Source organism: Agriterribacter humi, from assembly GCF_009192765.1.
GTDB lineage: Bacteria > Bacteroidota > Bacteroidia > Chitinophagales > Chitinophagaceae > Agriterribacter > Agriterribacter humi.
In genome coordinates this window covers 560,223-584,696 of sequence record NZ_VOHQ01000001.1, presented here as the reverse complement: position 1 = coordinate 584,696, position 24,474 = coordinate 560,223, and the positions used below count along the sequence as shown (strand labels likewise).

The following is a 24,474-nucleotide window of genomic DNA, read 5'->3' as shown; positions in this document are numbered from 1 at the left end:
CTACTGTATCGCAACTTCCACTGTATGTTCCCGGCCATCGTTTTGCAATTGAAGAAAAGTATTTTCCGAAGTATTCCCATCTACCTGAACCGTTATTTTATGTTCGCCAGCCCCGGATGCTCTGATACCGATATGGTATAAAGTATCCATATACTTGTACCGGATGTTAAATGAAGACCATGATGGTGGGGTGCTGGGGTCAAAATGCAGTTGCTCCCCTTTTTGCTGTACACCCAAAAACGATTCGAGTATCAATTGATACATCCACCCTGCAGAGCCGGTATACCATGTCCATCCTCCGCGGCCAAGATGCGAAGGCTCGAAATATACATCGGCAGCTATTACATAAGGCTCCACTTTATATTTTGCAATGGTTTCGGCACTGCTGCCCCTGTTAACAGGGTTAATCATTTGTAATAATTCCCAGCCCTCTTCCTTTTGTTTTAAAGCCATCAAAGCCATTACCAGCCATATGGCGGCATGTGTATATTGCCCGCCGTTTTCACGTACACCCGGAACATATCCCTTGATATAGCCGGGATTAAGGTCCGACTTATCGAAAGGCGGGTTCAGCAACTGGATCAGCCCCGCGTCTTTTTTAACCAGGTGTTGAATTGCCGACTGCATGGCTATGTTTATTCTTTGAGGGGCACCGGCTTTAGACAATACGCTCCAGCTTTGAGCAATGGAATCAATACTGGCTTCTTCATTTTGCGAGGAGCCCAAAGGCGTACCGTCATCAAAATAAGCACGGCGATACCATTGTCCGTCCCATGCATTTGCTTCAATATTTTTCCTGAGGGTTTCAGCCTGTTCACTACATTTTTGCTCAAAGGCTGCATCATTTCGGTTTGTTGCAATTGTGCCAAAGCGTGTTAATACATCATACAGGAAAAAAGCAAGCCATACGCTTTCCCCCTTTCCTTTTTCCCCCACTTTATCCATGCCATCATTCCAGTCGCCCGATCCTATTAATGGCAATCCATGTTCTCCAAAACGAAGCGCTCTTTCTATCGCCTTTGTACAATGTATATACAAACTGGCTGTTTGACTGGAACGGGAGGGCAGGTCGTAATAGGATTCTTCTCCCTCGTTCAGCATCCGGCCTTCAAGATAACCGACAGGTTCTTCCAATATTCCTGTATCACCTGTTTGCACTGTGTATTTTGCCACTACATAAGGCAGCCATAAAAAATCATCGGAGCAGGTGGTGCGCACCCCTCTTCCCGAAGGCGGATGCCACCAATGCTGTACATCTCCTTCCCTGAACTGCCTGGAAGCGTTCAATAATATTTGCTGGCGTGCTATATCGGGTTTGGCATACATCAGCGATAAAATATCCTGCAACTGATCTCTGAAGCCAAATGCCCCGCCCGATTGATAATAGCCACTTCTGCCCCATATCCTGGAGGCGAGCGTTTGATAGTTCAGCCAACCGTTGGCAAGAATGTTTAATGCCGCATCGGGCGTATCCACCTGGATGGTTCCTAATGTGTGTTGCCAGAAATGGGTTACTTTATCCAAAGCCTGGTAAATATTGGCATGGGTTTTAAATTGTTCAATGATGTGCAGTGCATCCCCATGCGTTTTTGCAGCTCCCAGTTTGAAAATAATTTCATGCGATTCTTCATTGGCTAAATCAAGGTTGGTTTGTATAGCTGCACAGGGATCGAGCGCAGAACCTGACTTTCCTGAAAGTTTCACTTTATTCATAGCAGCCGGATTGCGTGAAGATCCGTTGCGGCCAAGAAATTCTTTTCTATCGCAGGTAAAGGAATCCGGCATGCCATCGGCATCAAAAAAGGCCACGCGGTTGGCGAATTCCGTATTGTAGGCATTCCGGGCAAAGATGGTTCCTATGTCGCCTTCAACGGAGGTTACCACATGCATTTGTGTTTTCGGGCGAAACTCTCCCAGCACCCATTCCACATACCCGGTAACAGATAGTTTCCTTTGCCTTCCTGACCGGTTATGAATTTTCAGCATAGTAAACTTTATACCGGTATCAAGGTCAACAAACACGGTCATTTTCGAATAGATACCATCTTCACTGTGCTCAAACGTACTGTAACCGAAGCCATGCCTGGTAATGTACGGTGTTTTGCTTCTTGCAGGCAATGGAGCCGGCGACCAGAATCTTCCGCTTTCCTCGTCACGCAGGTAATAACATTCTCCTTCCAGGTCGTTTACCGGGTTATTATTCCACGGGGTAAGCCTGAACTCATGTGCATTTTCCAGCCAGGTATATGCCTGACCGCTTTCGGATATGATCGTTCCAAATTCAGCATTGGCAATTACATTGCACCATGGGGCAGGGGTTACTTTCCCTGGCTGTGTTATAATAATATATTCTCTTCCGTTTGCCGAAAAACCACCGGTGCCGTTAAAGAACTGCAGGTCTTCGGGTAATGCAACAGCAGTAGGCGTTGAAGGATAAAATTTAACCGGGGTAAAATAAGGAATTACATTTTTTATTTTTATGTTCCTGTTGATCTGTTCTTCTAATGAACCGAATCTGTCGGACAACACCACCCGGGCCACCGTTTGAAAAAGAATGTGATCTTCATTGGAGAGCTGATCTGCAGAGCGTATAAAAACGCCGCCGGGATCTTCATTGATTTGGGCACCCACCAGCGGAACTACCAGCGACATGATCTGGTTTTGAAGTGTATGCCTGTAACTGCCATGATCTTCATTCCAGATAACCAGGTCAACAGTCATTCCTTTTAAGCGCCAGTAAGCATGCGCCTGGATCATTTGTTTTACCAGTTCAATATTGCCTGCGTTCTCAATCTTCACGAGCACAATGGGCAGATCGCCTGAAATAGAATGGCTCCAAAGGCTCGATTGCCCGCGGTTATTGCGCGCTATCAGGTCGGAAGCACCCCGCATTTCAGGATCCGTATAAATAACCGCACTGGCTAATCTTGCATACAGTTGTGCATCTGCTTCTGTTGCATTGATCTGGCGCAATACGATCTGGCTATGGGTCCACGACAATTCGAAACCGCGGTCTACCAGGAATTTATCCTGGTATTTATCTATCATATCATTACAGTCTTCTTTCGTTTCTGCAATGCCGGTTATCATATCAATTACGGCGGTTTGCTGCGGATCAATTTCTATTCTGTATTGTATAGAAACAATAGGATCCAGTACAGAACCCTGGGTAGAAGAAAGTGATGCAGCCTGTTGCATGGCCAACGGCTGATGAATAGTGTTGCCTCGGCCGGTAAATTTTGTTCTGTCTGTTTCGTAGGCTATATTTTGTATGGTTGCATGATATACTTTCATTAAATGAAACATGGAAGGTGGCTGCTCGTGCTGCGAACGCGGACGGCGTGTGCATACAATAGCATGACTTTGCTCCAGCAAAGCGGTTTGTACGAACAGGTTACTGAAAGCGGGATGCGCAGCATCCGACCCCACCGGCGCCAGTACTACTTCGGCATAGCTGGTTACTTCAATTATTCTTTTTTTACGCGACCGGTTGGTAAGATGCAATCTTCTCAGTTCCACATCATCTTCAGGCGATACCACTATTTCGGTATGCGCTTCAATAGAAAAATCGCGGCGGCGGAATTCAGCGCGTCCCTGCGAAAATACTGCTTCATAATGATCGCCACCCTGTAATGCGGGCTGGTAAGCAGATGACCAGTACTCATTGTTTTCGAGGTCTCTTATAAAGCAGAAATTGCCCCAGTTGTCGCAGGTGCTGTCTTCACGCCAGCGGGTTACAGCAATATTTTTCCACCTGCTGTAGCCTCCCCCCGCATTGGAAACCATAACATGGTATCTTCCGTTGGAAAGCAATTGTACTTCGGGAGTGGCGGTTTGAGGGGTGCTGATAACACGCATAAAAGCATCATCTTCCTTGCTCACCTCGCTTGCTGCATCTGCAATATGAATATTAGGAGCGCTTAACGCCGTAACACGGGGTATGCGTTCCTGTAATAACAACAGTGTTGCCTGGAACTGCACATCTGCCGTAAAGCGTTTTTGCATAGGCTGATTAAGCAGCAAATGCGAAAGCGACAATAAAGCCATCCCCTGGTGATGTACCATAAAGGAATGAATGATAACATGTTCCTGCCCTCTCGGCAAACGGGAGGGGGTATAATCTATCGCTTCATAAAAACCATAAATACCGGCAAATTCCTTTTTTGCCATAAGCTGAAGATTGTGGCATGCTTCTTCAGGCATTACCATTAAAGCCATAATGGAGGAATAGGGAGATATAACCAGTTCTTCTCCCAGTCCTCGTTTGAAACCGGTTCCGGGTACACCAAATGCTTTGTACTGATAGTTCATATGGGCGTCTATCATATTATATCCCGACTCCGAGATACCCCAGGGTACATCTCTTTTATTGCCGTAATCAATTTGTTTTTGTACTACGGCTTTATGCGTTTGATCCAGCAAAGTGTTTTCATACGATGGCATCACCAATAAGGGCATAAGGTATTCAAACATGGAGCCGCTCCACGAAAGCAAAGCCGGCGCTGAACCAAAACTGGTGAGTTGCCGCCCCAGTGCAAACCAGCTTTCCTGCGGTAATTTTCCCTGGGCTATGGCAACAAAGTTTCCAAGTCTTGCTTCAGAGGCCAGCAAATCGTAATAACTGTTATCGCGCCGGTGTTCTTCGGCGTTATAGCCTATAGCGAGCAGATGCTGTGCTTTATCGTACAAAAAATCATATTCAACATTTGCGAACTCATCGCATTGCCTCGCCAGATCATCCAGGTCGAGTATTCTTTCTTTGGCGCGTTTGGCAGATTGAATGATATGGGATACCAGCATGTCTAACCAGTCGTTTTCCTGCGGCGTATTGGATTGCTGGTAATGCGATTTTACTTTTGGCAAAACTTCTGTTGGTATACTGCACAATTGTGTTAGCGTTGGAATATAATCTATTTCATTAATGATGTTCTGAAATGCAGGCGATGGGGGCTGCATCAGTAACCAGGGCGCCAAAGTGGCCATATCACCCGCAAAGTCATTAAGCTGTACGCCTAACAGGGCCACCCATTCCCGGATTTCACTGTCGGACTCTTCATTGATATTTTCATATTGCGCGGCAATCGTATTATACCTGTTTTTCAGATCTTCCAGCAATGGCATCAGTTGGGGAAGCGATGTTGGTGGATTGAGTTGAACCGCTTCAATTTCTTTATTTAGTTCCGGCAAAAATTTGTCATGCTCATTTTTTTCGAGCAATATGGCTATTGTGTCCCGGAGACCATCAAAGGCTTTGGCAGAAAATATTTTGTTTTCTTTTAACGCGAGTAAACCCTGTTTTAAGGTAAGCAGGTGTCCTGTAAAATTCCCACTGTCTACGGTTGAAATGTATCTTGGCTGTAAACAGGAGAGTGTTATCGTGTCGTACCAGTTATACAAATGCCCCCTGTACTTTTCCAATGTCTGTACGGTATTAAGCGTACGGGTAGTGCGATCTATTAATCTCCCGGCCGATAAATAGCCAAAATCAAAAGCGGTAAGATTAGCCAGTAGTGATAGCCCGATATTGGTAGGTGATGTACGGTGCGCAATTTTTGGCCCGGGCTTTTTTTGATAATTGTCAGGGGGAAGCCAGTTGTCTTCATAGTTTACGAATTTTTCAAAGAAAGCCCATATTCTCCGGGAAAGCTTTTGAAGAAAAATGATCTGGTCTTCATTAAGTGCAGCTTTCTTTGGCCTGCGGGGCATGCTCACGAGGTAAGCAATGCCGGGAGAAAGCATCCACAATATTAACACGCAAAGATCTACTGCAACAGACGGAAGATCTTTATACAGTAAAAACAGTACCACTGCTGTTGCAAAAGCAGGCACCATCCACATGCTGGCATAGTTTGCTGCAAGCGTTTTTGGAGTGGAACGTATTGAATTGCCATAAGGATTCCATTGCAGTAATTTGCGTTTTGAAATGAATATGCGCCAGGCCGTGAGCAAAATGGCATGGGTATTTATAAAAGCTTCATAAGGAAGAAATACAAGGTCAAGCAGGTGACGGAAGAAGTTATCTGCTGCAGCGTGTATCGTAAATAAAAGGTGAGGATAAAAGCCAATGTCCTTTGGCTTGTTGAATACTTCCCATATAAATTTTATGATGGAAGGAATAACAATGATGCTCACTACGGTAAAAGTCCAGAAACTACCGGAAGTGAACAGCCATCCGTATAACAGCAACAGCAGCAGGCAGGCGGGTACGAGACTGCGCCGGATATTGTCAAAAATTTTCCAGTGCGATAAAGTGCTCAGCGGGTTTTTTCTGTAATTTTTGTCTGGCGCCGGCACAAGCGGAAACAACCATCTCAGTATCTGCCAGTCGCCACGTATCCAGCGGTGACGGCGCTGCATATCGGCATAGTAGCTGGGTGGGTAGTCTTCATATAACTGCACATCGCTCAAAAAACCTGAACGTGCATAGCAGCCTTCAACCAGGTCATGACTAAGAATCCGGTTTTCAGGAAATCTGCCTTTAAGCGATTGCACAAAAGTATCTATATCGTAAATACCTTTTCCAATAAAGGAACCTTCTGCAAAGAGGTCCTGGTATACATCAGAAATCATCCGTGTATAAGGATCAATACCGGGTTCATTGCCATGTATCCGCGCATATAAAGAACCGGTAGGTCCGGGAAGACTGTTGGAAACCCTGGGTTGTAAAATGGTATAACCTTCTGTTACTCTTTTTTTATGATCACTATACACCGCTTTATTAAGCGGGTGCGCTAAAGTAGCTGTCATTTTCCATGCGGCTTCCCTGGGCAGTTTGGTATCTGTGTCGAGCGTAATAATATATTTAATGCCTGCAAAAAGGCTTCTGTTGGCTGTAATTGATGAAAAGTTGTCATCGCCTTTACCCCTCAGCAGGGCATTCAGCTCTTCAAGCTTTCCTCTCTTTCGTTCATGCCCCATCCATACCTCTTCTTTTTCATTCCACTTACGTGGGCGATGGAACAGCATAAAAATATCGGGTGTGGATCTGCCGTATCGCTCATTGAGTTCAATGATTTTATTTTTCGCGTATGCAAGCAGCGGCTCATCTTCAGGGAGTGTTTGTGCTCCGGCGTCTTTAAAGTCGGTGAGCAGTGCAAAATGCAGGTGGTCATCGCGGTTAGCCACAAAGCGCACTTCCAGCTCTTCAACCAGTTCATCAACCGCATCGGTATTTGTAAGCATCGTAGGTATAACAACAAGTGTGCTGTGCTCCTGTGGTATTCCTGAAGAAAAATCCATCCTCGGCAACGGGCCGGGGCGTGTAAGCAGCGTAGTGAGCCAGTTCAATAACATTATTGCCGGCTGGCTTGTGGCAACAGCGCAAATCAGCAGCAGCAGGCCGTATTGCCAGGTTTGCAGGTTCTGGGTGATGTTATAAGTGATTATGCGGCAAAACAAAAAGGTAAGCAGGGCGATACTCAACAGGTAATAAAACAAAGGCAGCCCAGCGAAATGTCTTCGTAATTTTGTAGTAAAAGGCATATTTGCCTTTGCCATTTTTTCAACTTTGCTTACTCCGCGGTCTACAAGATAATATCCCACATGTTTCTTTCTGCCATCTTCCGGGCTCAATTTGGACTGGTCTATGGCAATTTGGGCTATTTCCTTTTCGGACAAGGTACTGTATTTGGATATTCTTTCAACCACATGTCTGTAATGATCTCTCGTATAGAAATCCATTTTCTCATATATGCCATCCGGATCTTCACTCAATATTTTTTCAACTGCGCTTTCCTGTTCTACGAACTTGCGCCAGTCGGTGCTGTTTAAAAACCGAAGACTGCTGATGCTGTTGCTTACAGAAACCTGGCGGGCAGCCTGTTTTTGATTTTCGATGTGTACCAGTTCGGCGCCGGTCAGTGACATGTCTGACACAAATTGTTCAATCCAGCTAAGCGGTAAGCTCAGTGATGCACCCCTGCCCTGGAGCCGCCTGGTTAGTTCCGCCACAAAAGCGCCTACTACCGGTGGTTTCGACCTGGCCATATCGGCTATTACCACCACCAGGTTTTTAGGATCCTTATCAAGGGTGTCCAGCATCTGGTCGGCCCAGTAATCGGCCAGGTTTTTATGCAGTATGTCTAATGCTATCTCCGTTGATAAACGACGTAAATTTTCAATTAAAGCAAGGCGGAGCATAATAGGAATAGCCCACAACTCACCCAGTTGAAGATTGGTTACCGACTGGTAGGCGCTGATAAAACCCGATAAGCTTTCGAAATCAACTCTGCCATCGCTGTGCGAAATTAGCTCTACAACAATATCATATACCCTTGGCAAACCTTCCGATGCTCCATTGGCGAGTTGGGGTAAACCTTTACTATATCCTTTGGGTAAATGCTTTTTGCCTGTGTTTACCTGGTCTTCAATAAGATAAAAATTATCCAGAAGCCATTCACCGGCCGGAGCAATGCGGATGTTAGACTTAACTGTTTTGGTAAGCAGGTCGTGAATTTCCATCAGGAGGCGTTCATTTTCTCCTAATCGTTTCAGCATTTTTTCTGAAGGCTCGCCTTTGGTTAATATATGTTTGGCCGCCAAATCCCTGGCATGATGCTCCATTTGCTGCAGGGTAAAAAGCTCGGAACGCAGGGGCGGTTTTTCATTGGCATATTTTTGAAAAAGATTATCAGAAAATAGTGGGTTGATAATCGTTTTTTTTAGCACCGAAATAGCCTGGGGGAACAGTTCGGAAAATACATCTTTGTTTTGCCTTTCTTTATTTTGAAATTTCATTTTAGAGGATAAATTTTTTGCTTAAGCCAAACACCCGCATGGTTTTGTCTTTATGAGCCAATAATCATGCCTTCACTCCTTATAATCAGCGCTCTGAAATTTGTTGTGGTGTTAATGCGGATAGGTACAACCTGCAAAAGGTAGTGAAAACATTTAATCTTATAGGTGATGGCTCTGCACCCCGTATGATAAGACAAAAAGCCCGATAAAAAAAATCAACCATTAGTTGCCTGGTATTTCCCGCGTTTTGCATTTAGCTGTGTATTGTTAGTTTAATTTAATATCTTAAGCAGGTTGTGGAATTTTTTCCTCACATTTTTTATAAAAACTCAATCAATCCGTAGGCCCTGTGATGCAGGGTTGAAGCAACCGATTTTTATAGCGGCCGATTTGCATAAAAAGGCCCGGCACGGTTTTTTGCTATAATACCATTCATTTCAGATAATGATTTCGTGGACTGAAATATTAACCCGATTGCTTGTTGCTGCCTTATTTGGCGCAATGGTAGGATTAGAAAGAGAAAGAAAGAAATGGTCATCTGCCGGAATGCGAACCCATATGATGGTTTGTGTAGGTTCTTCTCTTATTATGATGGTGTCGGCTTTTGGCTTTGCTGATGTATTAATGAATGAAAATGTATCGCTCGACCCATCCAGGGTTGCCGCACAGGTTATAACCGGTATCGGTTTTATTGGAGCCGGAACAATAGTACTGCTGAAACAAACAGAAATTAAAGGATTAACTACCGCGGCGGGATTATGGACGGTGGCTGCCATTGGGCTTGCAACCGGTGGTGGTATGTATTTTGCTGCAGGTGTAACAACAGCAATGACACTGCTTATACTCTGGGCTTTGCAGCCCCTGGAGAAAAAAATAATGGGACGTTTTGAGCAAAGATACCTCCAGTTCACTACTACATACGCTTCGGATGTAGCTGAAATGATGGGTGGGCTGCTTTTTAATAAGCATGTAGCCGGCGTACACAGCTCGTTAAATGAAATTAAAAATGAAAATTCCATTCGCATCACTTTCTATAAAATAGAAGAAAAAGAATTTGCTGAAATAATCAGGAGTCTGCAATCACATGCTGCGGTAAAGGAAATTTCCTGGGGCAATGGTAACAAAATGAAAGCAGCAGAAAATGAAAAATAATTTCCGGTTGGTTACAGAGGAATGAAATCAACGTTATTGCACTCTCTGCTGCTGTTCAGGGTTTCATACGATATGGATATTCAATTGCAGCTTATTGCTGCCGGTTCAATGTTTTTATACGGACGGTTAAAAACATTGCTTTCTCAAAGGCATTGGATTAAATGCTTCTCTTTGGATATTGGATCAGGGATCAGGGATCTTAAAACAGGATTTGGATTTGTTGCACAAAGGAACGTGAATAAGATGTGTAAAAAAATAGTGCTTTATATTATTGTAACGTAAAAGAATTTTAAAAAAACTGTAGCTGCTCTACTACGCATTGGGAAAACTACTATGGGTGGTGGCTGATATTGAAATGCGGTTATCTGCAATGTTATGGGGCTTAAAGCAAAACCCGCTGCCATCCTATGTTTTATTGAAAAGGGTTGTATGCTTAATATACCTTCTGCAACGGAAAAGTACGTAGGGCATGATTTCAGATAGAAGATAAAGAGAATTTATAGTTTGATATCCACAGCGATGGGCAGTTTGAGATTGACCCAGGTCACAGGTTTCAAGTTTCAGGGAATATCCGTTTCAACCTGAGTTATCGTTTATTGTTTGTGGTTTATTTCGGCTTTGCGACAATCAATCAGTTGAGAAACTACTAACCGCAGGCTGGGTACGCCTTCTTTCACCTTTCTCTTTTCAACTCTGACCTCTCTCGGATTTCGCTTCGAATTTGAACCTTATTTGTTTCTTGTTATTTGTCTTTTGGTTATTTGTCTTTGTATTCCTTCGAATTTCCTCATTACGTAACCATTTTTCCTTTTAGCGTAAACGAAATGGCAAGGCCGAAAATATCTTTGCAGCGTTAAAAAACTGCTTGTCAATTGAAATGAATAGGGTATTCAATTTCGTAATAAAAAAAAGACTAAAGTGAAAGGAAAAGCTATAAGTTTTTGGGCCAAAGGATTAATAGTGATTTGTTTTTGTTGCACAGCCGTACTGGCTGCTTATGCCGCCGATGAATACAACGGACGGATAAAAGGAAAAGTGACCACATTAGATGGCAAGCCGGCTGCCTGGGTAACTGTTCAGATCAAAAATTCAACAGTTGCCACTTTAACCGATGAAGAAGGTTTTTTTATCATTAAAAATGTAAAACCGGGACAATACATCATTAGTATTTCTTATACCGGTCTGCAAACCCAGGAAAAACAGGTAAATGTCGGGGAAGATGGGGCCGTGGAATTGGAAATTACTTTTAAAGAAACGGCTAAGCAGTTAAATGAAATTGTTATCGAAGGCAGAAGAAGTCCCAATCTTCAACCGGTTTCTGTGGGGAAACTGCCTGTTGCGCCAATGGATCTGCCACAAAGTATCGCGGTAATAGGCCAAACGGTTATCCGGAACCAGCAGGCTCAGCGCCTGAGCGATGTAATCAGGAATGTGAATGGTGTTTACCTGTCTACTACGAGAGCCAACACACAGGAAACTTTTTCAGCACGTGGCTATCGTCTTTCTAACGATAATATGTATAAAAATGGTGCAAGGGTAAATTCGGGCGTAATGCCGGAGGTAAGTTCCCTTGAAAAAGTGGAGGTGCTCAAGGGTAGTGCCGCTATTTTGTATGGCAGTGTGGCGCCCGGGGGAATCGTTAATATGGTTACCAAACAGCCAAAGTTTGAATTTGGGGGCGAAGTTTCCATGAGAGCAGGAAGTTATGACTTATACAAACCCGCATTTGATGTATATGGACCTGTATCATCTAAAATAGCTGTGCGGCTCAATGGCACCTACGAAAATGCCGGAAGCTACCGCGATCAGGTACATTCTGAACGATACTATATTAACCCATCTGTATTATTTAATTTGAACAAAAGAACCAGTTTACTGGTCCAGGCTGATTATCTGAATCATGAATTTACACCAGATTTTGGAATTGGTTCTTTAGACAATACCATCATCTCCGATGTACCCCGTTCTACTTTCCAGGGCGTTTCATGGCAATACAATAAAGCCAACCAGGCAACGGCTACCGCCACTTTAAAACACCAGTTCAGCGATGCGTGGAACCTTAACCTCACAGGTTCTTACCAATCATACAAAAGAGACTATTATTCAACCGAAAGAATACAGGCCGCTGCAAATGGCGACTGGATCCGTCCGCTGAATAAAATTGAATCGAAAGAAAATTATTACCTGGGACAGGCAGATCTTACCGGAAAATTCAAAACGGGTGAAATAGATCATACGCTGCTGGCAGGTGTGGATGCTGATAAGTATTTTACCACCAGCTATACCTTCGATAATCCCAAAACCTACGACACCATTAATATACTGGATCACTCAAAATATACGCAGCGCACCGATATCCCGGATGCTGCTAAGGTAACAAGCGTACAAACACCGGTTAATCGTTTTGGGGCATATGTGCAGGATTTGATCAGCATTTCAAATCAGTTAAAATTGCTGGCAGGTGTACGCTGGTCGTATCAAAATTCGCAGGCTGCCCAAACCACTTACCTGGCAAAAGACAGCATGGTAAAAGGCAGCGGTAAAAGCGACCAGGCCTTTTCGCCCAGGTTTGGCATAGTGTACAAGCCACTTTCCCATACCGCCGTTTTTGCAAGCTATAGCAATTCTTTTTCTGTAAACAGCGGAACAGATGTGTTTGGCAATGCGCTTTCTCCTTCCCTTATTGATCAGTTTGAACTGGGCGTAAAGAATGATTTTTTCAAAGGATTATTATCAGTAAATGTTACCGCTTACCGCATCATCAACAATAACCTGGCGCAAACAGCGCAGTTTGAAGCAGATGGGGTTACCCCAAATAATAATACCGCATTAAAAGAACTGGCAGGACAAACGACCAGCGATGGTATTGAACTGGATATTACCGGGCATCCTGCAAAAGGACTGGATATTATAGCCGGGTACAGCTATAATAATATGCGTTACACAAAAACCCCCGATACAAAAGGGAGCTATGTAGAAGGGGAAAGATTGGTTAATACACCCGCCCACACCACAAATGCAAGCATTTTTTACAGCTTTAATAACCGTTTAAAGGGATTTAAAATAGGAGCATCTGTATTTTATGCTGGTAAACGCTTTGCGGGATGGAATAATACCCATCAGCAATCGCAAAATTATTCCAGGTTAATACCCGTGGAAGGATTTACCAGCATTGATCTTTCGGCAGGTTATTCTTTTAAAAAGATTTCTTTACTGGCAAAGGTTTCCAATCTTACCAATACCTATAATTATTATGTGCACGAAAACTATAGTATCAACCCTATACCGCCACGTCAGTTTATAGCTACCGTATCGTACAGATTTTAATATAATATATTATGACAAATGCAATGAGGCCGCCGGGAAACCGGTGGCTTTTTTGTGCACTACACTGTCCCGCTTTTGCACGGATGGGAAATATTTCTACAATATTTCACCAGATGATTGAAGTTTGATATGACTAAGGAGCTGGCCGATTTTTTGCTTGATAACATCGGGCGAAAAAAATACGCTTACCATATGAATATATGATCATTGTTAATGAAGAAGAGATCATAAAGCTCCCTGACAGAAAAATAGAAGCTATTGTTAACGATCCCGTAAAAAGCGCGGAAGCTGTTAACCTGGTATATGTTACAGACACGCAACCGGGTATTGTAAGAGTAAAAAACGGAAAGGGCTTTTATTATGTACAGGGCAAGGCAACTGTAAAAGACAAAAAGCAGATCCTCCGGATTAAAAGCCTGGTTATACCACCGGCCTGGGAAAATGTGTGGATCTGTACTTTGGAAAACGGGCACCTGCAGGCAACCGGACTTGATACCCGGAAAAGAAAGCAATACCGCTATCATCCCTTATGGAACACCTTAAGAAATCATACAAAATTTTATCGCCTGCATGCGTTTGGGGAAGCTTTACCTGCTATCAGGCTGCAATTGGAAAAAGACATTGCATTGCCAGGATTACCTCTGCAAAAAGTGCTGGCAACTGTGGTAAGCTTAATGGAACGAACGAATATACGGATAGGCAGTAATTTTTATGAAAAACTATACGGCTCATTTGGATTAACCACTTTGAAGGATAAGCATGTTGCTATTGAACAAAAAAAGATTACCTTCTGTTTTAAAGGCAAAAAAGGCATTGAACATAATATTACGATCAAAAATAAAAAGTTGGCCGCTATTGTAAAACAATGCAGGGATATTCCGGGTAAGGAACTTTTTCAGTATTATGAAGGAGATGAAAGGCGCTCCATTGATTCGGGAATGGTAAATGAGTATATCAGGCAGATTAGCGGTAGTGATTTTACAGCCAAGGATTTTCGCACATGGTCCGGCACGGTGCAGGCTTTTTTAGCTTTTAAAGAAATGGGTATCGCGGAGACAGACACTGATGCAAAAAAAAAGATGGTTGAGGCTTTAGACCAGGTATCTGCACAATTGGGAAATACCAGAACCGTATGTAAAAAATATTATGTGCACCCGGTAATTATATCTTTATATGAAACCAATAGCCTGGAGAAATATATCCGGCAATTAGATAAAATAAGTATAAATGACAATAAAGCCGGGTTAACTGCGGAAGAAAAAATAGTGATGAAAATATTGGAAACCCATTAAAGGATGCTACATGAGTGACAAGAGACTTCAGCAATATCTTTCTAAAAAAAAGCAGTCTGCCCCGGCAACGGAAGAGGATAAAGATTTTATGGATGAAATGGCGCAGCGGATCAATGCACCCGTTGATTTTGAGAATGAAACGAAAACCGGTAAAAAAGAGCATATTGATGAACAGGAATCTGATGGCTCGGCCAATGCATTTGAAACCAAATAGTATAATTCTTTTTATGAAGATTTGTAAAGACATAAAAATAAGATCATGACAACACAACAAATTGCTTCGCGGCTGGCTGAACTTTGCCGTAAAGGCGAGTTTGAAACGGCACAAAAAGAATTGTTCTCAAAAGATGTGGTAAGTATTGAGCCTTATGCTACTCCCGGATTTGAAAAAGAAACAAAAGGGTTGCCGGCGGTCATTAAAAAGGGGCACCAGTTTGAGGCGATGGTTGAAAAAACACATGGTATTACCCTGTCGGAGCCTTTAGTGGCAGGAAATGCCATTGCTTTTGCATTGGATATGGATATTACCATGAAGGGGCAGGATCGTTCGAACATGAATGAATTGTGCGTTTACCAGGTGAAGGATGGAAAAATTGTGTCGGAGGAATTTTTTATGTAAGGATTCCACAGCAGCAGGAGGTCTTACAATTATCGTCATTTTATAAGGCGGCATACCTGTAATTTGCTACCTTCATCATAAACGCACAAATTGCCTTTTTATAAAGTATACCAGCCTTCTCCCATCCTTAAGGGAATAGTTCGCGAATTGCAGGTGTATCATGCGCAATGGAGTGAAGCAACAAAGCTTCCAGAACCTTTTATTACCTGCCTGGCCAATACCGAGCAAAATCTTTATTTCTACATCAATGACCTGGTAAAAATTGTACCTGCCGCACACGTAGAAATACCGCTTCCCCGTGTAGTGGTTACCGGTCCAAAATACAAACCTGTAGGACTGTTATTTGGTAAAGATCACCTGATGGTTAAAGTGGCTTTTCATCCAACCGGCACCTGGCGCTTATTGGGTATACCCATGCAGCAAACGGTTAATAATGGTGTAGATGCTGCCACAATATGGGGTAGCGAATTGATGGATCTGATGGAGCAACTAACAGCCGCCTCATCTTATGATGCTATGTCAGAAATAATTATGTCATTCCTCGAAAAGAAGTTTGATACATCCTGCCGGACGGAAGAACCCATTGATCAGATCGCTGTTGACATGCTTGATCCGTTGACAGCGCATTCATTGAAAACATGGGCAGATTTGGCCCGCCTGAGCCTCCGGCAGTTTGAACGTAATTTTACTAAAAGGGTGGGGATCGCTCCCAAATTGTTCATCCGTATCGTACGGTTTGAATATGCCATGAAAATAAAGAATGCACATCCTTATAAAAACTGGTCGCAAATCGCCATAGAATGCGGGTATACGGATTCTTCTCACCTGTTGAAAGAATTTAAAACATTTGCCGAGTTTCCTCCGGGACGCTTTTACCTGCAACCCACCAGCGGGTACAGTACATTTCCAACCGGTTAAAGAATGTCGTTTTTTTACTAAGATTTAATACCGCGTCCGTTTAATTTTGGACTGATGCAGGAATACCTGTAGTGTATATAATTACTTCAGCGCACAAACAGAGAATCATAATGCAAAAGAAAGATCATCCGGGCGTATATATACCACCGCCATTAATTTATGTGGCATTTTTCTTTTTGTCTGTTGCATTGCAAAAAGCGATGCCATTGAACAGCCTTTTTTTGCAAACGGCAGTGGCTGCAACGGCAGGCCGGGTTTTACTTATTGCAGGTATATTGGTTTTACTGCCTGCGCTATGGAAGTTTCTTGTTTCTAATAATACCCTGATTACCATTAAGCCCGCTCATTCCCTGCAAACAGCCGGGATATATGCTTTTACCCGCAATCCCATGTATTTGGGCTTGTTGTTATTGTATAGTGGCATTGGCTTTTTTAAAGGCAACTGGTGGACCTTCATTGTGATACCACTGCTTATTATAACTGTTCAGGTTTATATTATCAGCAAAGAAGAGCATTACCTGCAAAGAGCTTTCGGCAACGCATACCTGCAGTATAAGAAGAAAGTGAGAAGATGGATATGAAGATTACAGGCTCATGTTAGAAAATAAGGCTCATAATCTGTTTCTAAAAAATCTTCTACTCCAGTTATCCAGTACTGTTGAATAAATGCAGTATGTGTGGGATGGTTATTGTATGTTTCATAGGCTTCCCGATCTGAAAACTCCATTGATAAACCGAAATCAAACCTGTTCTTTTTACTGGTTTGCCTCAGCCTTTCAAAATGTTGTACGCCGGGTATCTTTACCAAATGCAAAGCGGCATCTAAAAATTCTTTTTCTTCCGGAGACCCCTTTGGGTATTTTAATGTAAATGCTACGGTATGACGGATCATGAATTCAGATTTGTGAAATTGATTAAGTTGATGGGGCGTTTTATATTTAATGTACCTGGTAACTCACTAATAAATTAATCAGCAACGAACCGGTAATGATAAGCAATCCAAAGCATTCCCTTGTATTTTCAATATATGGCCTGGTAGCCTGCATGGTTGCCGCAATATTTTGTCTTTTGTATTTGGTCATCCAGTCCCAAACGCCATCTTTTTTAAAGAAAAGAATAACGGCATATATCAAATAAAAGCCCATAACCGGCATATAAATAAGCGGATAATAATATTTAAAAGCTGCTAAACCGCACAAAATGGCGGATACCATATAAATACTTACCCAAAGCCATGCATCTTTGTCGTTTACATTTAACCAGGCAAACCATACAAATGCAATAAAGAAAATGATATTTAATACAGATAAAAGCATATAAAATTTGAATATGAGGTTAAGGCAATGTTATTTGTAAATTTACAGGTAAATTAAATTCATTAATAACTTACTTAGCTTTGCATATTATTAATTATTAAAGCAGCAGGTTAAAGATAATATGATGTCTCATTATCAGTCTGAAGCGTTAAAGATATTATTTTCAGCAGTTGTCAGGCAAAATGTAACTCCCGAAGTCTGGAATTGGTTAAACGATAAGTCAGCCCAAACCAATAATTCCCAACAGTTTAATATTGCCTTTGTTTCGGTTCCCCGTAAAACAGGGAAATCGCTCATTCGTGTAACAGAAGAGCAGGAAAAATCGCTCCGGAAAGAGGGGGCAGGCTTATCTATTGCGTTGTGGACCATTGACAGGTTGTGCAGGGTTTGGTTGCTTGCGAATGCTGACAGCACGGATAAAGCGCAATATTTTCAAACGATTGAAAATTTATTTTTGGCAGCCGAAGTAAATGAACTGGTAGCGTTGTATTCGGCTTTGCCTGTTTTAGCTTACCCCGAAATGTGGAGCAAGCGTTGCGCCGAAGGCATTCGCAGCAATATTGGCGGCGCCCTGGAAGCGATCATGTGCAACAACCCGTACCCGGCAGCCTATTTAAATGAGCAGGCGTGGAATCAACTGGTATTAAAAGCTTTTTTTACGGAAAAGCCTGTTGAGCAAATTATTGGGTTGGAAGCACGCGCTAATGCGGAGTTGACCAAAACCTTATCCGATTATGCCCATGAAAGATGGGCGGCACATCGTACGGTTAATCCGCAGATATGGCGTTGCACAGGAAAATTTATTGACAAAGACATTTTTCCTGATATGGAAAGATTAGCGCAGTCGGAAAATATTTTAGACAGGGAAGCCGCGGCACTGGCCTGCAGTGAAAGTCATTATCCTCCCGCACAAGAATTATTAAACAAATTGCCTGGTATTAAATCTGCCATAACATCGGGTGAGTTGAACTGGAATGTACTGGCAGAAAAAATAAAAAATCATGTGTTGCAGTCATAACATTACAGAAAAGGATATTCAACCCGGAACTCAGGACAAATCTTACCTTGAACGTATAAAGGGGATGCAGTTTTTTGATCCGCATATTCATATGACATCGCGTACAACCGATGATTATGAAGCCATGGCAGATGCAGGTATAGTTGCCATTATTGAACCCGCATTCTGGCTGGGGCAGCCCCGTACAGGTGTTGATACGTTTCGGGATTATTACAGCAGCCTCATTGGCTGGGAACGTTTTCGCTCTTCTCAGTTTGGCATAAAACACTATTGCACCATCGGTTTAAATTCACGCGAGGCCAACAATGAAGCCCTGGCCGAGCAGGTAATGGAAATACTGCCTTTGTTCGTATATAAAGAAGGCGTAGTGGGCGTGGGAGAAATTGGCTTTGATGATCAAACCCCCGCTGAAGAAAAATATTATCGCCTGCAGCTCAACCTGGCTAAAGAAGCCGGGCTTCCGGTGCAGATACATACCCCGCACCGCGATAAAAAAAGAGGCACAACCCGCAGTATGGATATTGCTCTGGAACAGGGACTTGATCCTGCGATGGTGATCGTTGATCATAACAATGAAGAAACTGTGAAAGAAGTGCTGGACAGAGGATTCTGGGCGGCCTTCACCATTTACCCCTTTACAAAAATGGGGAATGAACGTATGGTAGATGTGGTGAAGCAATATGGTACAGACCGCATAATGATTAACTCGGCTGCAGATTGGGGGATCAGCGATCCGCTGGCCGTGCCTAAAACCGCGGCACTTATGAAAGATATGGGCATCAGCGATGAAGCCATTCGGTTGGTTACCTATCAGAACGCAATTACCGCTTTCGCACAAAGCGGGCAGATTGATGAATCGGATTTCGCCACGGTAAAAAATGTTGATCAAAGCCTGAAGTTTAGCGGGAACACCATTCTCAGGGGAGGACAGCAACCCCGCACAGACAAAAGCTCCATCATTATACGATAAAATACAGCATGTGGATAAGCTGATTGGATTTTTGCGTTTAATGCGTCCGGCAAATATTGTTACTTCTATTGCAGATATACTGGCAGGCGTTGCCATTGCAGGATATGTTGTTAATGATGGAAATGCGTATCAATGGCAATCCATTGGCTTACTGATATTTTCCACCATTGGTTTGTATGGGGGAGGGGTGGTTTTAAATGATGTATTTGATGCAGAACTGGATAGTAAGGAACGGCCTGAGCGCCCCATTCCCAGTGGGCTGATCACAAAAAATGGCGCTGCTTTGTTTGGCATCATTTTGCTGTTGGCCGGCATTGCCACTGCTGCCAGTGTACATATAACTGGTTGGTTCTCTTCTTCCGCAATGATATCCATTGCTATTGCAGTCTGTGCAGTGGTATACGACAAATGGATGAAACATAGCGGTTTTCTGGGTCCGCTTAGTATGGGCGTTTGTCGTGGTTTGAATTTGTTATTAGGCATAAGCATTCTTCCTGCGGCTTTACCGCAGTATGGTTATATAGCCATAGTGCCTGTATTATATATAGCTGCAATTACCATGATCAGCAGGGGAGAAGTGCATGGCGGAAAGAAAAGCACTTTGTATGGCGCCGTATTCCTGTATGCATTGGTCATCGCGGGTATTTTAACAGTGGCAATGATCAATAATCATTTATATGCCATAGCTTTTGTAATCTTATTAAGTGCAATGATATTTCCGCCTTTGCAAAAAGCCATTCGTAACCCGGCCGGCCCGCTTATCGGAAAGGCTGTAAAGGCTGGTGTAATTGCATTGATTGTAATGAACGCCTCATGGGCAGCCGCATTTGGCGCAATTTACTTTGCGCTGCTTATATTATTGCTTTTGCCGGTTTCTATGCTCCTGGCGAAACTATTTGCAGTTACCTGATGGCAATGATTTGTTAATAACTTATTTTTACGGTTTTAAAATGGCGTAATATCCTGTTTCCGTACTATTTTAGCAACAACGTGATGGATCATATAGAGCAAACATTCAGCGTACGATTTGAGTACAAAGTTTTTTTTACCAATCATTTATTTGCACCCGATAATTTTCTTTTCCGCAATTTCCTGAAGGCAACCTCAACGGATATTCCTAAGAAAGTATTTTTTGTAATTGATGAAGGTGTAGCAAAACATCATCCCCAACTGCCGGAGCAGATCAAAAACTATTTCGCCAACGAACCTGGTTTTGCATTGGTAAAAGATATCATGGTTATCCCGGGTGGTGAACAATCTAAAAATACCGAATCACATTTTTACAGCATTGTGCAGGCTGTTGATGCGCATGGCATAGACCGGCATTCTTATATTGTGGCGATAGGCGGCGGTGCTGTGCTCGACCTTGTTGGGTACGCAGCAGCCGTATCGCACCGGGGCATCCGGCATATACGGATACCCACTACCGTACTTTCGCAAAACGATTCTGGTGTTGGCGTAAAGAACGGCATCAATTATCTTGGTAAGAAAAATTTCCTGGGAACATTTGTTCCTCCTGCCGCTGTATTCAATGATCATTTTTTTTTAACCACGTTGAGCGATGCGGAATGGCGTTCGGGCATGTCGGAAGCGGTGAAAGTAGCGCTTATTAAAGACAGGGCTTTCTTTGGATGGTTAAAAGCGAATGCTGCACTTTTAGCAGACAGGAATATGGAGGCTATGCAATACCTCATTAAAAGATGCGCAGAACTGCACCTGCAGCATATAGCCGGGGGCGATCCTTTTGAGATGGGATCCTCACGTCCCCTGGATTTCGGACACTGGAGCGCTCACAAAGTAGAACAGCTTTCGGATTTCACTATCCGTCACGGAGAAGCGGTGGCAATGGGCATTGCGCTCGATAGTGCCTATTCGTTTTTGTCGGGAAAACTGGAAGAAACAGATGCTAAAACCATCGTTGACGTATTGAAATCGCTTGGCTTTTCGGTTACTCACCCCCTGATGGATATACAAAACGGGGAAAGCCCGGTATTGAAAGGGCTGAATGAATTCAGGGAACATTTGGGCGGGCGATTAACGATTATGCTGCTGGAATCTGTTGGCAGGGGAGAAGAAGTACATGAACTGGATACAATTATGTTACAGAAAGCCAGCCAGTGGCTGAAAACCTGTTAAAAAAAGAATATGCAAACAGTACTCGGACATCTCACCTATTGCAGTAATATACATGCCGGTGAAAGCTGGGATGATCACTTTAAACAGTTAAAGGAGCATATTCCTGTCATCAAAAAACAGGTATCACCCGGTAAATCTTTTGGCATAGGGCTCCGGCTTTCCAACATGGCAAGTATTGAGCTGATCAAAGAGAAGAATCTCGAAATTTTTCAGCAGTGGCTGCACGATAATGACTGCTATGTTTTTACCATGAACGGATTTCCTTATGGCGGTTTTCACCATACCGTAGTAAAAGATAAAGTGCATGCACCCGACTGGACTACCACTGAACGCGAAGCATATACGATCAGGCTGGCACAAATATTATCGGTGCTGCTGCCCGATGGTATGGACGGAGGAATTTCCACATCTCCTTTATCGTACAGGTTCTGGCACAGCACGGAACAACTGCCCGAGGTTTTTGAAAAATCAACACTTCATTTATTGGCGGTGCTTGACCAGTTGATCCAGATAAAGCAGTCTACCGGAAAGTCAATACATATTGATATTGAACCTGAGCCTGATGGATTATTGGGAGAAGGGGGAGAATTTATAAGCTGGTATACGCAATATTTGCTGCCACTGGGCATACCTTACATTGCAAAACTTTTTGGATGCAGTGATGATATTGCTGCTTTTCACATAAAAGAGCATATTCAGCTTTGCTATGATGTATGCCATTTTGCTATTTGTTATGAAGATCATGCGGCTGTGATCAAACAAATCCGGGAACTGGGTATCAAAACAGGTAAGATTCAGATCAGCGCAGCGCTGAAAGCGGAGTTGCCCGCAGAACTCGAAAAAAGAGCGCCTGTAATTGAGGCCTTCAGCCGGTTTAATGAACCTACTTACCTGCACCAGGTGGTGGCCATGCAGCAAAATGGTAAATTGAAAAGATATGCGGATATGCCTGATGCTTTGCCCGATGCGTATAATACCGAAGTAACGGAATGGCGGGCTCATTTTCATGTGCCATTGTTTGTGGAAGGATACGGGGTATTGCAGTGTACACAACAAGACATTGAACAGGTATTATCCATTCACCAACAGCAACCGTTTACAGCACACCTTGAAATTGAAACCTATACCTGGGAAGTATTGCCCGATGATAAAAGACTACCGCTTACCCAATCTATTGTAAGAGAAATGCAATGGGTGATGGCATTGCTGAAAGTGAGAAGTGAATAGTGAGTGGTGAATAGTGAGAACTATCGTTTCACGTTTATCGTTTCACGAGGCGGGAAGGTGACAGGTGAGAAGTGAATAGTAAGACGTGAGTACATAGCCCATCGTTAGTAGTTTTTAGCTGACAGCCGATAGCTGATTGCCAATAGCTAATTGCTGATACCTCATACCTGAAACCTTCTTAATAATGCATAAAACCGTTGTAATAGATATTGTGGGATTGTCTTCTAATTTGATAGGAGAGTATACTCCCTTTTTAAAACGCTATATCAGTAATAAGCATTTACAAACGATTGCACCCATGCTGCCTGCCGTAACCACATCGGTACAATCCACTTATATTACCGGTAAGTGGCCGGATGAACATGGTATTGTGGGCAATGGCTGGTACGATCGTACCGATTGTGAAATAAAGTTCTGGAAGCAGTCCAATAAGTTAGTCCGGTCTGAAAAAATATGGGAAAGAGCAAAAAAGATGGATCCATCGTTTACCACTTCTAAAATGTTCTGGTGGTATAATATGTATTCAAGTGCAGAGTACGCAGTAACGCCACGTCCCAATTATTTAGCTGACGGGCGAAAAATGCCGGATTGCTATTCTCATCCCGCAGCGCTGAGAGATGAGCTGCAAAAAGAACTGGGGCAGTTTCCGTTGTTTACGTTCTGGGGCCCGGGTGCCAATATCAAATCCACACAATGGATTGCCGATGCCACTGTTTTTACCGATAAAAAATACGATCCCACACTTACGCTGGTTTACCTGCCACATTTGGATTATTGTTTGCAAAAATATGGTCCTGACTTCTCAAAAATAAGTACGCACTTAAAAGAGATAGATAAGGTTGTTGAAGACCTCGTTAACTATTATTCAGGAAAGGGAGCCAGGATCATGCTCTTATCGGAATATGGTATAACTCCGGTTAATCAACCCATTCATATCAACCGTGTACTGCGCCAAAATGGAATGCTGGGCATAAGAGTAGAACGTGGGTTGGAGCTTTTAGATGCAGGTGCGTCCAGAGCCTTTGCTGTGGCGGATCACCAGGTTGCGCATATTTATATTAAGGATTCTTCGGTAACTGCGCAGGTAAAAGAAATTGTTTCCGGCTTACCGGGTGTGGCGCTTGTGCTGGATCGCGAAGCACAGAAGGAATATCATATTGATCATGAGCGCTCGGGAGATATCGTATTAATGGCGGACGAAAAAAGCTGGTTCACTTATTATTTCTGGCTCGATGATGCCGTAGCACCCGATTATGCAAGGGCAGTGGACATACATAAAAAGCCTGGTTATGACCCGGTGGAGTTATTTATGACATCAAAAGCGCGGGCAGGGTATAAACTGCTGCGCAAAAAAGCAGGGTTCAGGTATGTGATGGATGTGATTCCTTTGGATGCCACATTGGTAAGAGGCTCGCATGGCAGTGTGCGCGCAGATCAATCTTTTCATCCTGTACTGATCACTGATCAGCCTGTTGGAAAAACGGAACTGGTAGCAACCGATGTATATGATGTTATCTGGAAGCAGCTTACGGAGTAGGTGAGAGGGGAGTTACGGGTTACATGGTGCTGGTTGCATAGGTGCAGGTGTATATATATATTGCCGGTTGCTCCAACATAGAGCCATGCTATTGCACTATGGTGTGCAGCCAAACCTTTAGTCATTTAGCCGGTTTTCAATATCCATCCGGTGATGTAAAATTCTAATGATTTCGGTTTCGCTTTGTTTTTCTGTAAAGCGATAGAAAATTAAGTGAATACCCGGT

17 protein-coding genes are annotated in these 24,474 nt (G+C 43.2%); 13 read left to right on the top strand and 4 right to left on the bottom strand.

Translation table 11 applies throughout. The features are described 5' to 3' along the window. Nucleotides 1–8,736 (bottom strand): glycoside hydrolase family 94 protein, encoded by an 8,736-nt coding sequence (locus tag FRX45_RS02215; RefSeq protein ID WP_152266745.1) that lies wholly within the window; start codon nucleotides 8,734–8,736, stop codon nucleotides 1–3. A 444-nt stretch (nucleotides 8,737–9,180) separates the two neighbouring features. On the opposite strand from FRX45_RS02215, the gene FRX45_RS02210 reads away from it, so the two are divergent. The 7 genes from FRX45_RS02210 to FRX45_RS02180 all read left to right on the top strand — a co-directional run bounded on the left by FRX45_RS02210 (nucleotide 9,181) and on the right by FRX45_RS02180 (nucleotide 16,625). Next, a complete protein-coding gene (locus FRX45_RS02210) occupies nucleotides 9,181–9,888 on the top strand; it encodes an MgtC/SapB family protein (RefSeq protein ID WP_152266744.1) in 708 nt (235 codons plus the stop codon). A 918-nt stretch (nucleotides 9,889–10,806) separates the two neighbouring features. Further along, on the top strand, nucleotides 10,807–13,215 hold the full coding sequence (locus FRX45_RS02205; RefSeq protein ID WP_226804878.1) for a TonB-dependent receptor: 2,409 nt from the start codon (nucleotides 10,807–10,809) through the stop codon (nucleotides 13,213–13,215). A 200-nt stretch (nucleotides 13,216–13,415) separates the two neighbouring features. Beyond that, nucleotides 13,416–14,507 (top strand): DNA topoisomerase IB, encoded by a 1,092-nt coding sequence (locus FRX45_RS02200; protein WP_152266742.1) that lies wholly within the window; start codon nucleotides 13,416–13,418, stop codon nucleotides 14,505–14,507. Nucleotides 14,508–14,517: 10 nt separating this feature from the next. Beyond that, a complete protein-coding gene (locus FRX45_RS02195) occupies nucleotides 14,518–14,721 on the top strand; it encodes a hypothetical protein (protein ID WP_152266741.1) in 204 nt (67 codons plus the stop codon). A 45-nt stretch (nucleotides 14,722–14,766) separates the two neighbouring features. Continuing rightward, nucleotides 14,767–15,126 carry a SnoaL-like domain-containing protein gene (locus FRX45_RS02190; RefSeq protein ID WP_152266740.1) on the top strand — a complete coding sequence of 120 codons (360 nt, stop codon included), beginning with the start codon at nucleotides 14,767–14,769 and terminating at the stop codon, nucleotides 15,124–15,126. Nucleotides 15,127–15,216: 90 nt separating this feature from the next. Next, on the top strand, nucleotides 15,217–16,044 hold the full coding sequence (locus tag FRX45_RS02185; RefSeq protein WP_152266739.1) for a helix-turn-helix domain-containing protein: 828 nt from the start codon (nucleotides 15,217–15,219) through the stop codon (nucleotides 16,042–16,044). A gap of 110 nt (nucleotides 16,045–16,154) precedes the next feature. Next, nucleotides 16,155–16,625 carry a methyltransferase family protein gene (locus FRX45_RS02180; protein WP_152266738.1) on the top strand — a complete coding sequence of 157 codons (471 nt, stop codon included), beginning with the start codon at nucleotides 16,155–16,157 and terminating at the stop codon, nucleotides 16,623–16,625. 11 nt (nucleotides 16,626–16,636) lie between these two features. On the opposite strand, the gene FRX45_RS02175 is transcribed toward FRX45_RS02180, so the two are convergent. Beyond that, nucleotides 16,637–16,936, bottom strand: a complete 300-nt coding sequence (locus tag FRX45_RS02175) for a Dabb family protein (RefSeq protein WP_152266737.1) — start codon at nucleotides 16,934–16,936, stop codon at nucleotides 16,637–16,639. A 46-nt stretch (nucleotides 16,937–16,982) separates the two neighbouring features. Then, entirely contained in the window at nucleotides 16,983–17,360 is a 378-nt protein-coding gene (locus FRX45_RS02170) for a transmembrane 220 family protein (protein ID WP_152266736.1), read from the bottom strand. A 121-nt stretch (nucleotides 17,361–17,481) separates the two neighbouring features. Here FRX45_RS02170 and FRX45_RS02165 point away from each other — a divergent pair, with 121 nt between their 5' ends. The 6 genes from FRX45_RS02165 (at nucleotide 17,482) to FRX45_RS02140 (ending at nucleotide 24,248) form a co-directional block, all read left to right on the top strand. Next, the gene (locus FRX45_RS02165) at nucleotides 17,482–18,378 is read left to right on the top strand and encodes an EboA domain-containing protein (RefSeq protein WP_226804876.1); all 897 of its coding nucleotides are present in this window, start codon (nucleotides 17,482–17,484) and stop codon (nucleotides 18,376–18,378) included. Further along, a complete protein-coding gene (locus FRX45_RS02160) occupies nucleotides 18,362–19,348 on the top strand; it encodes a TatD family hydrolase (RefSeq protein WP_152266735.1) in 987 nt (328 codons plus the stop codon). Before FRX45_RS02165 ends, FRX45_RS02160 begins: the two co-directional genes overlap by 17 nt. A gap of 10 nt (nucleotides 19,349–19,358) precedes the next feature. Continuing rightward, nucleotides 19,359–20,258 carry a UbiA-like protein EboC gene (gene eboC, locus FRX45_RS02155; RefSeq protein WP_226804865.1) on the top strand — a complete coding sequence of 300 codons (900 nt, stop codon included), beginning with the start codon at nucleotides 19,359–19,361 and terminating at the stop codon, nucleotides 20,256–20,258. Between the two features lie 83 nt (nucleotides 20,259–20,341). Next, entirely contained in the window at nucleotides 20,342–21,484 is a 1,143-nt protein-coding gene (locus tag FRX45_RS02150; protein ID WP_152266734.1) for a 3-dehydroquinate synthase, read from the top strand. Between the two features lie 9 nt (nucleotides 21,485–21,493). Further along, nucleotides 21,494–22,711 (top strand): metabolite traffic protein EboE, encoded by a 1,218-nt coding sequence (gene eboE, locus FRX45_RS02145; protein ID WP_152266733.1) that lies wholly within the window; start codon nucleotides 21,494–21,496, stop codon nucleotides 22,709–22,711. 184 nt (nucleotides 22,712–22,895) lie between these two features. Then, nucleotides 22,896–24,248, top strand: a complete 1,353-nt coding sequence (locus FRX45_RS02140; RefSeq protein ID WP_152266732.1) for an alkaline phosphatase family protein — start codon at nucleotides 22,896–22,898, stop codon at nucleotides 24,246–24,248. Between the two features lie 117 nt (nucleotides 24,249–24,365). On the opposite strand, the gene FRX45_RS23795 is transcribed toward FRX45_RS02140, so the two are convergent. Then, the gene (locus FRX45_RS23795) at nucleotides 24,366–24,458 is read right to left on the bottom strand and encodes a hypothetical protein (RefSeq protein WP_394350017.1); all 93 of its coding nucleotides are present in this window, start codon (nucleotides 24,456–24,458) and stop codon (nucleotides 24,366–24,368) included. Nucleotides 24,459–24,474 lie beyond the last annotated feature (16 nt).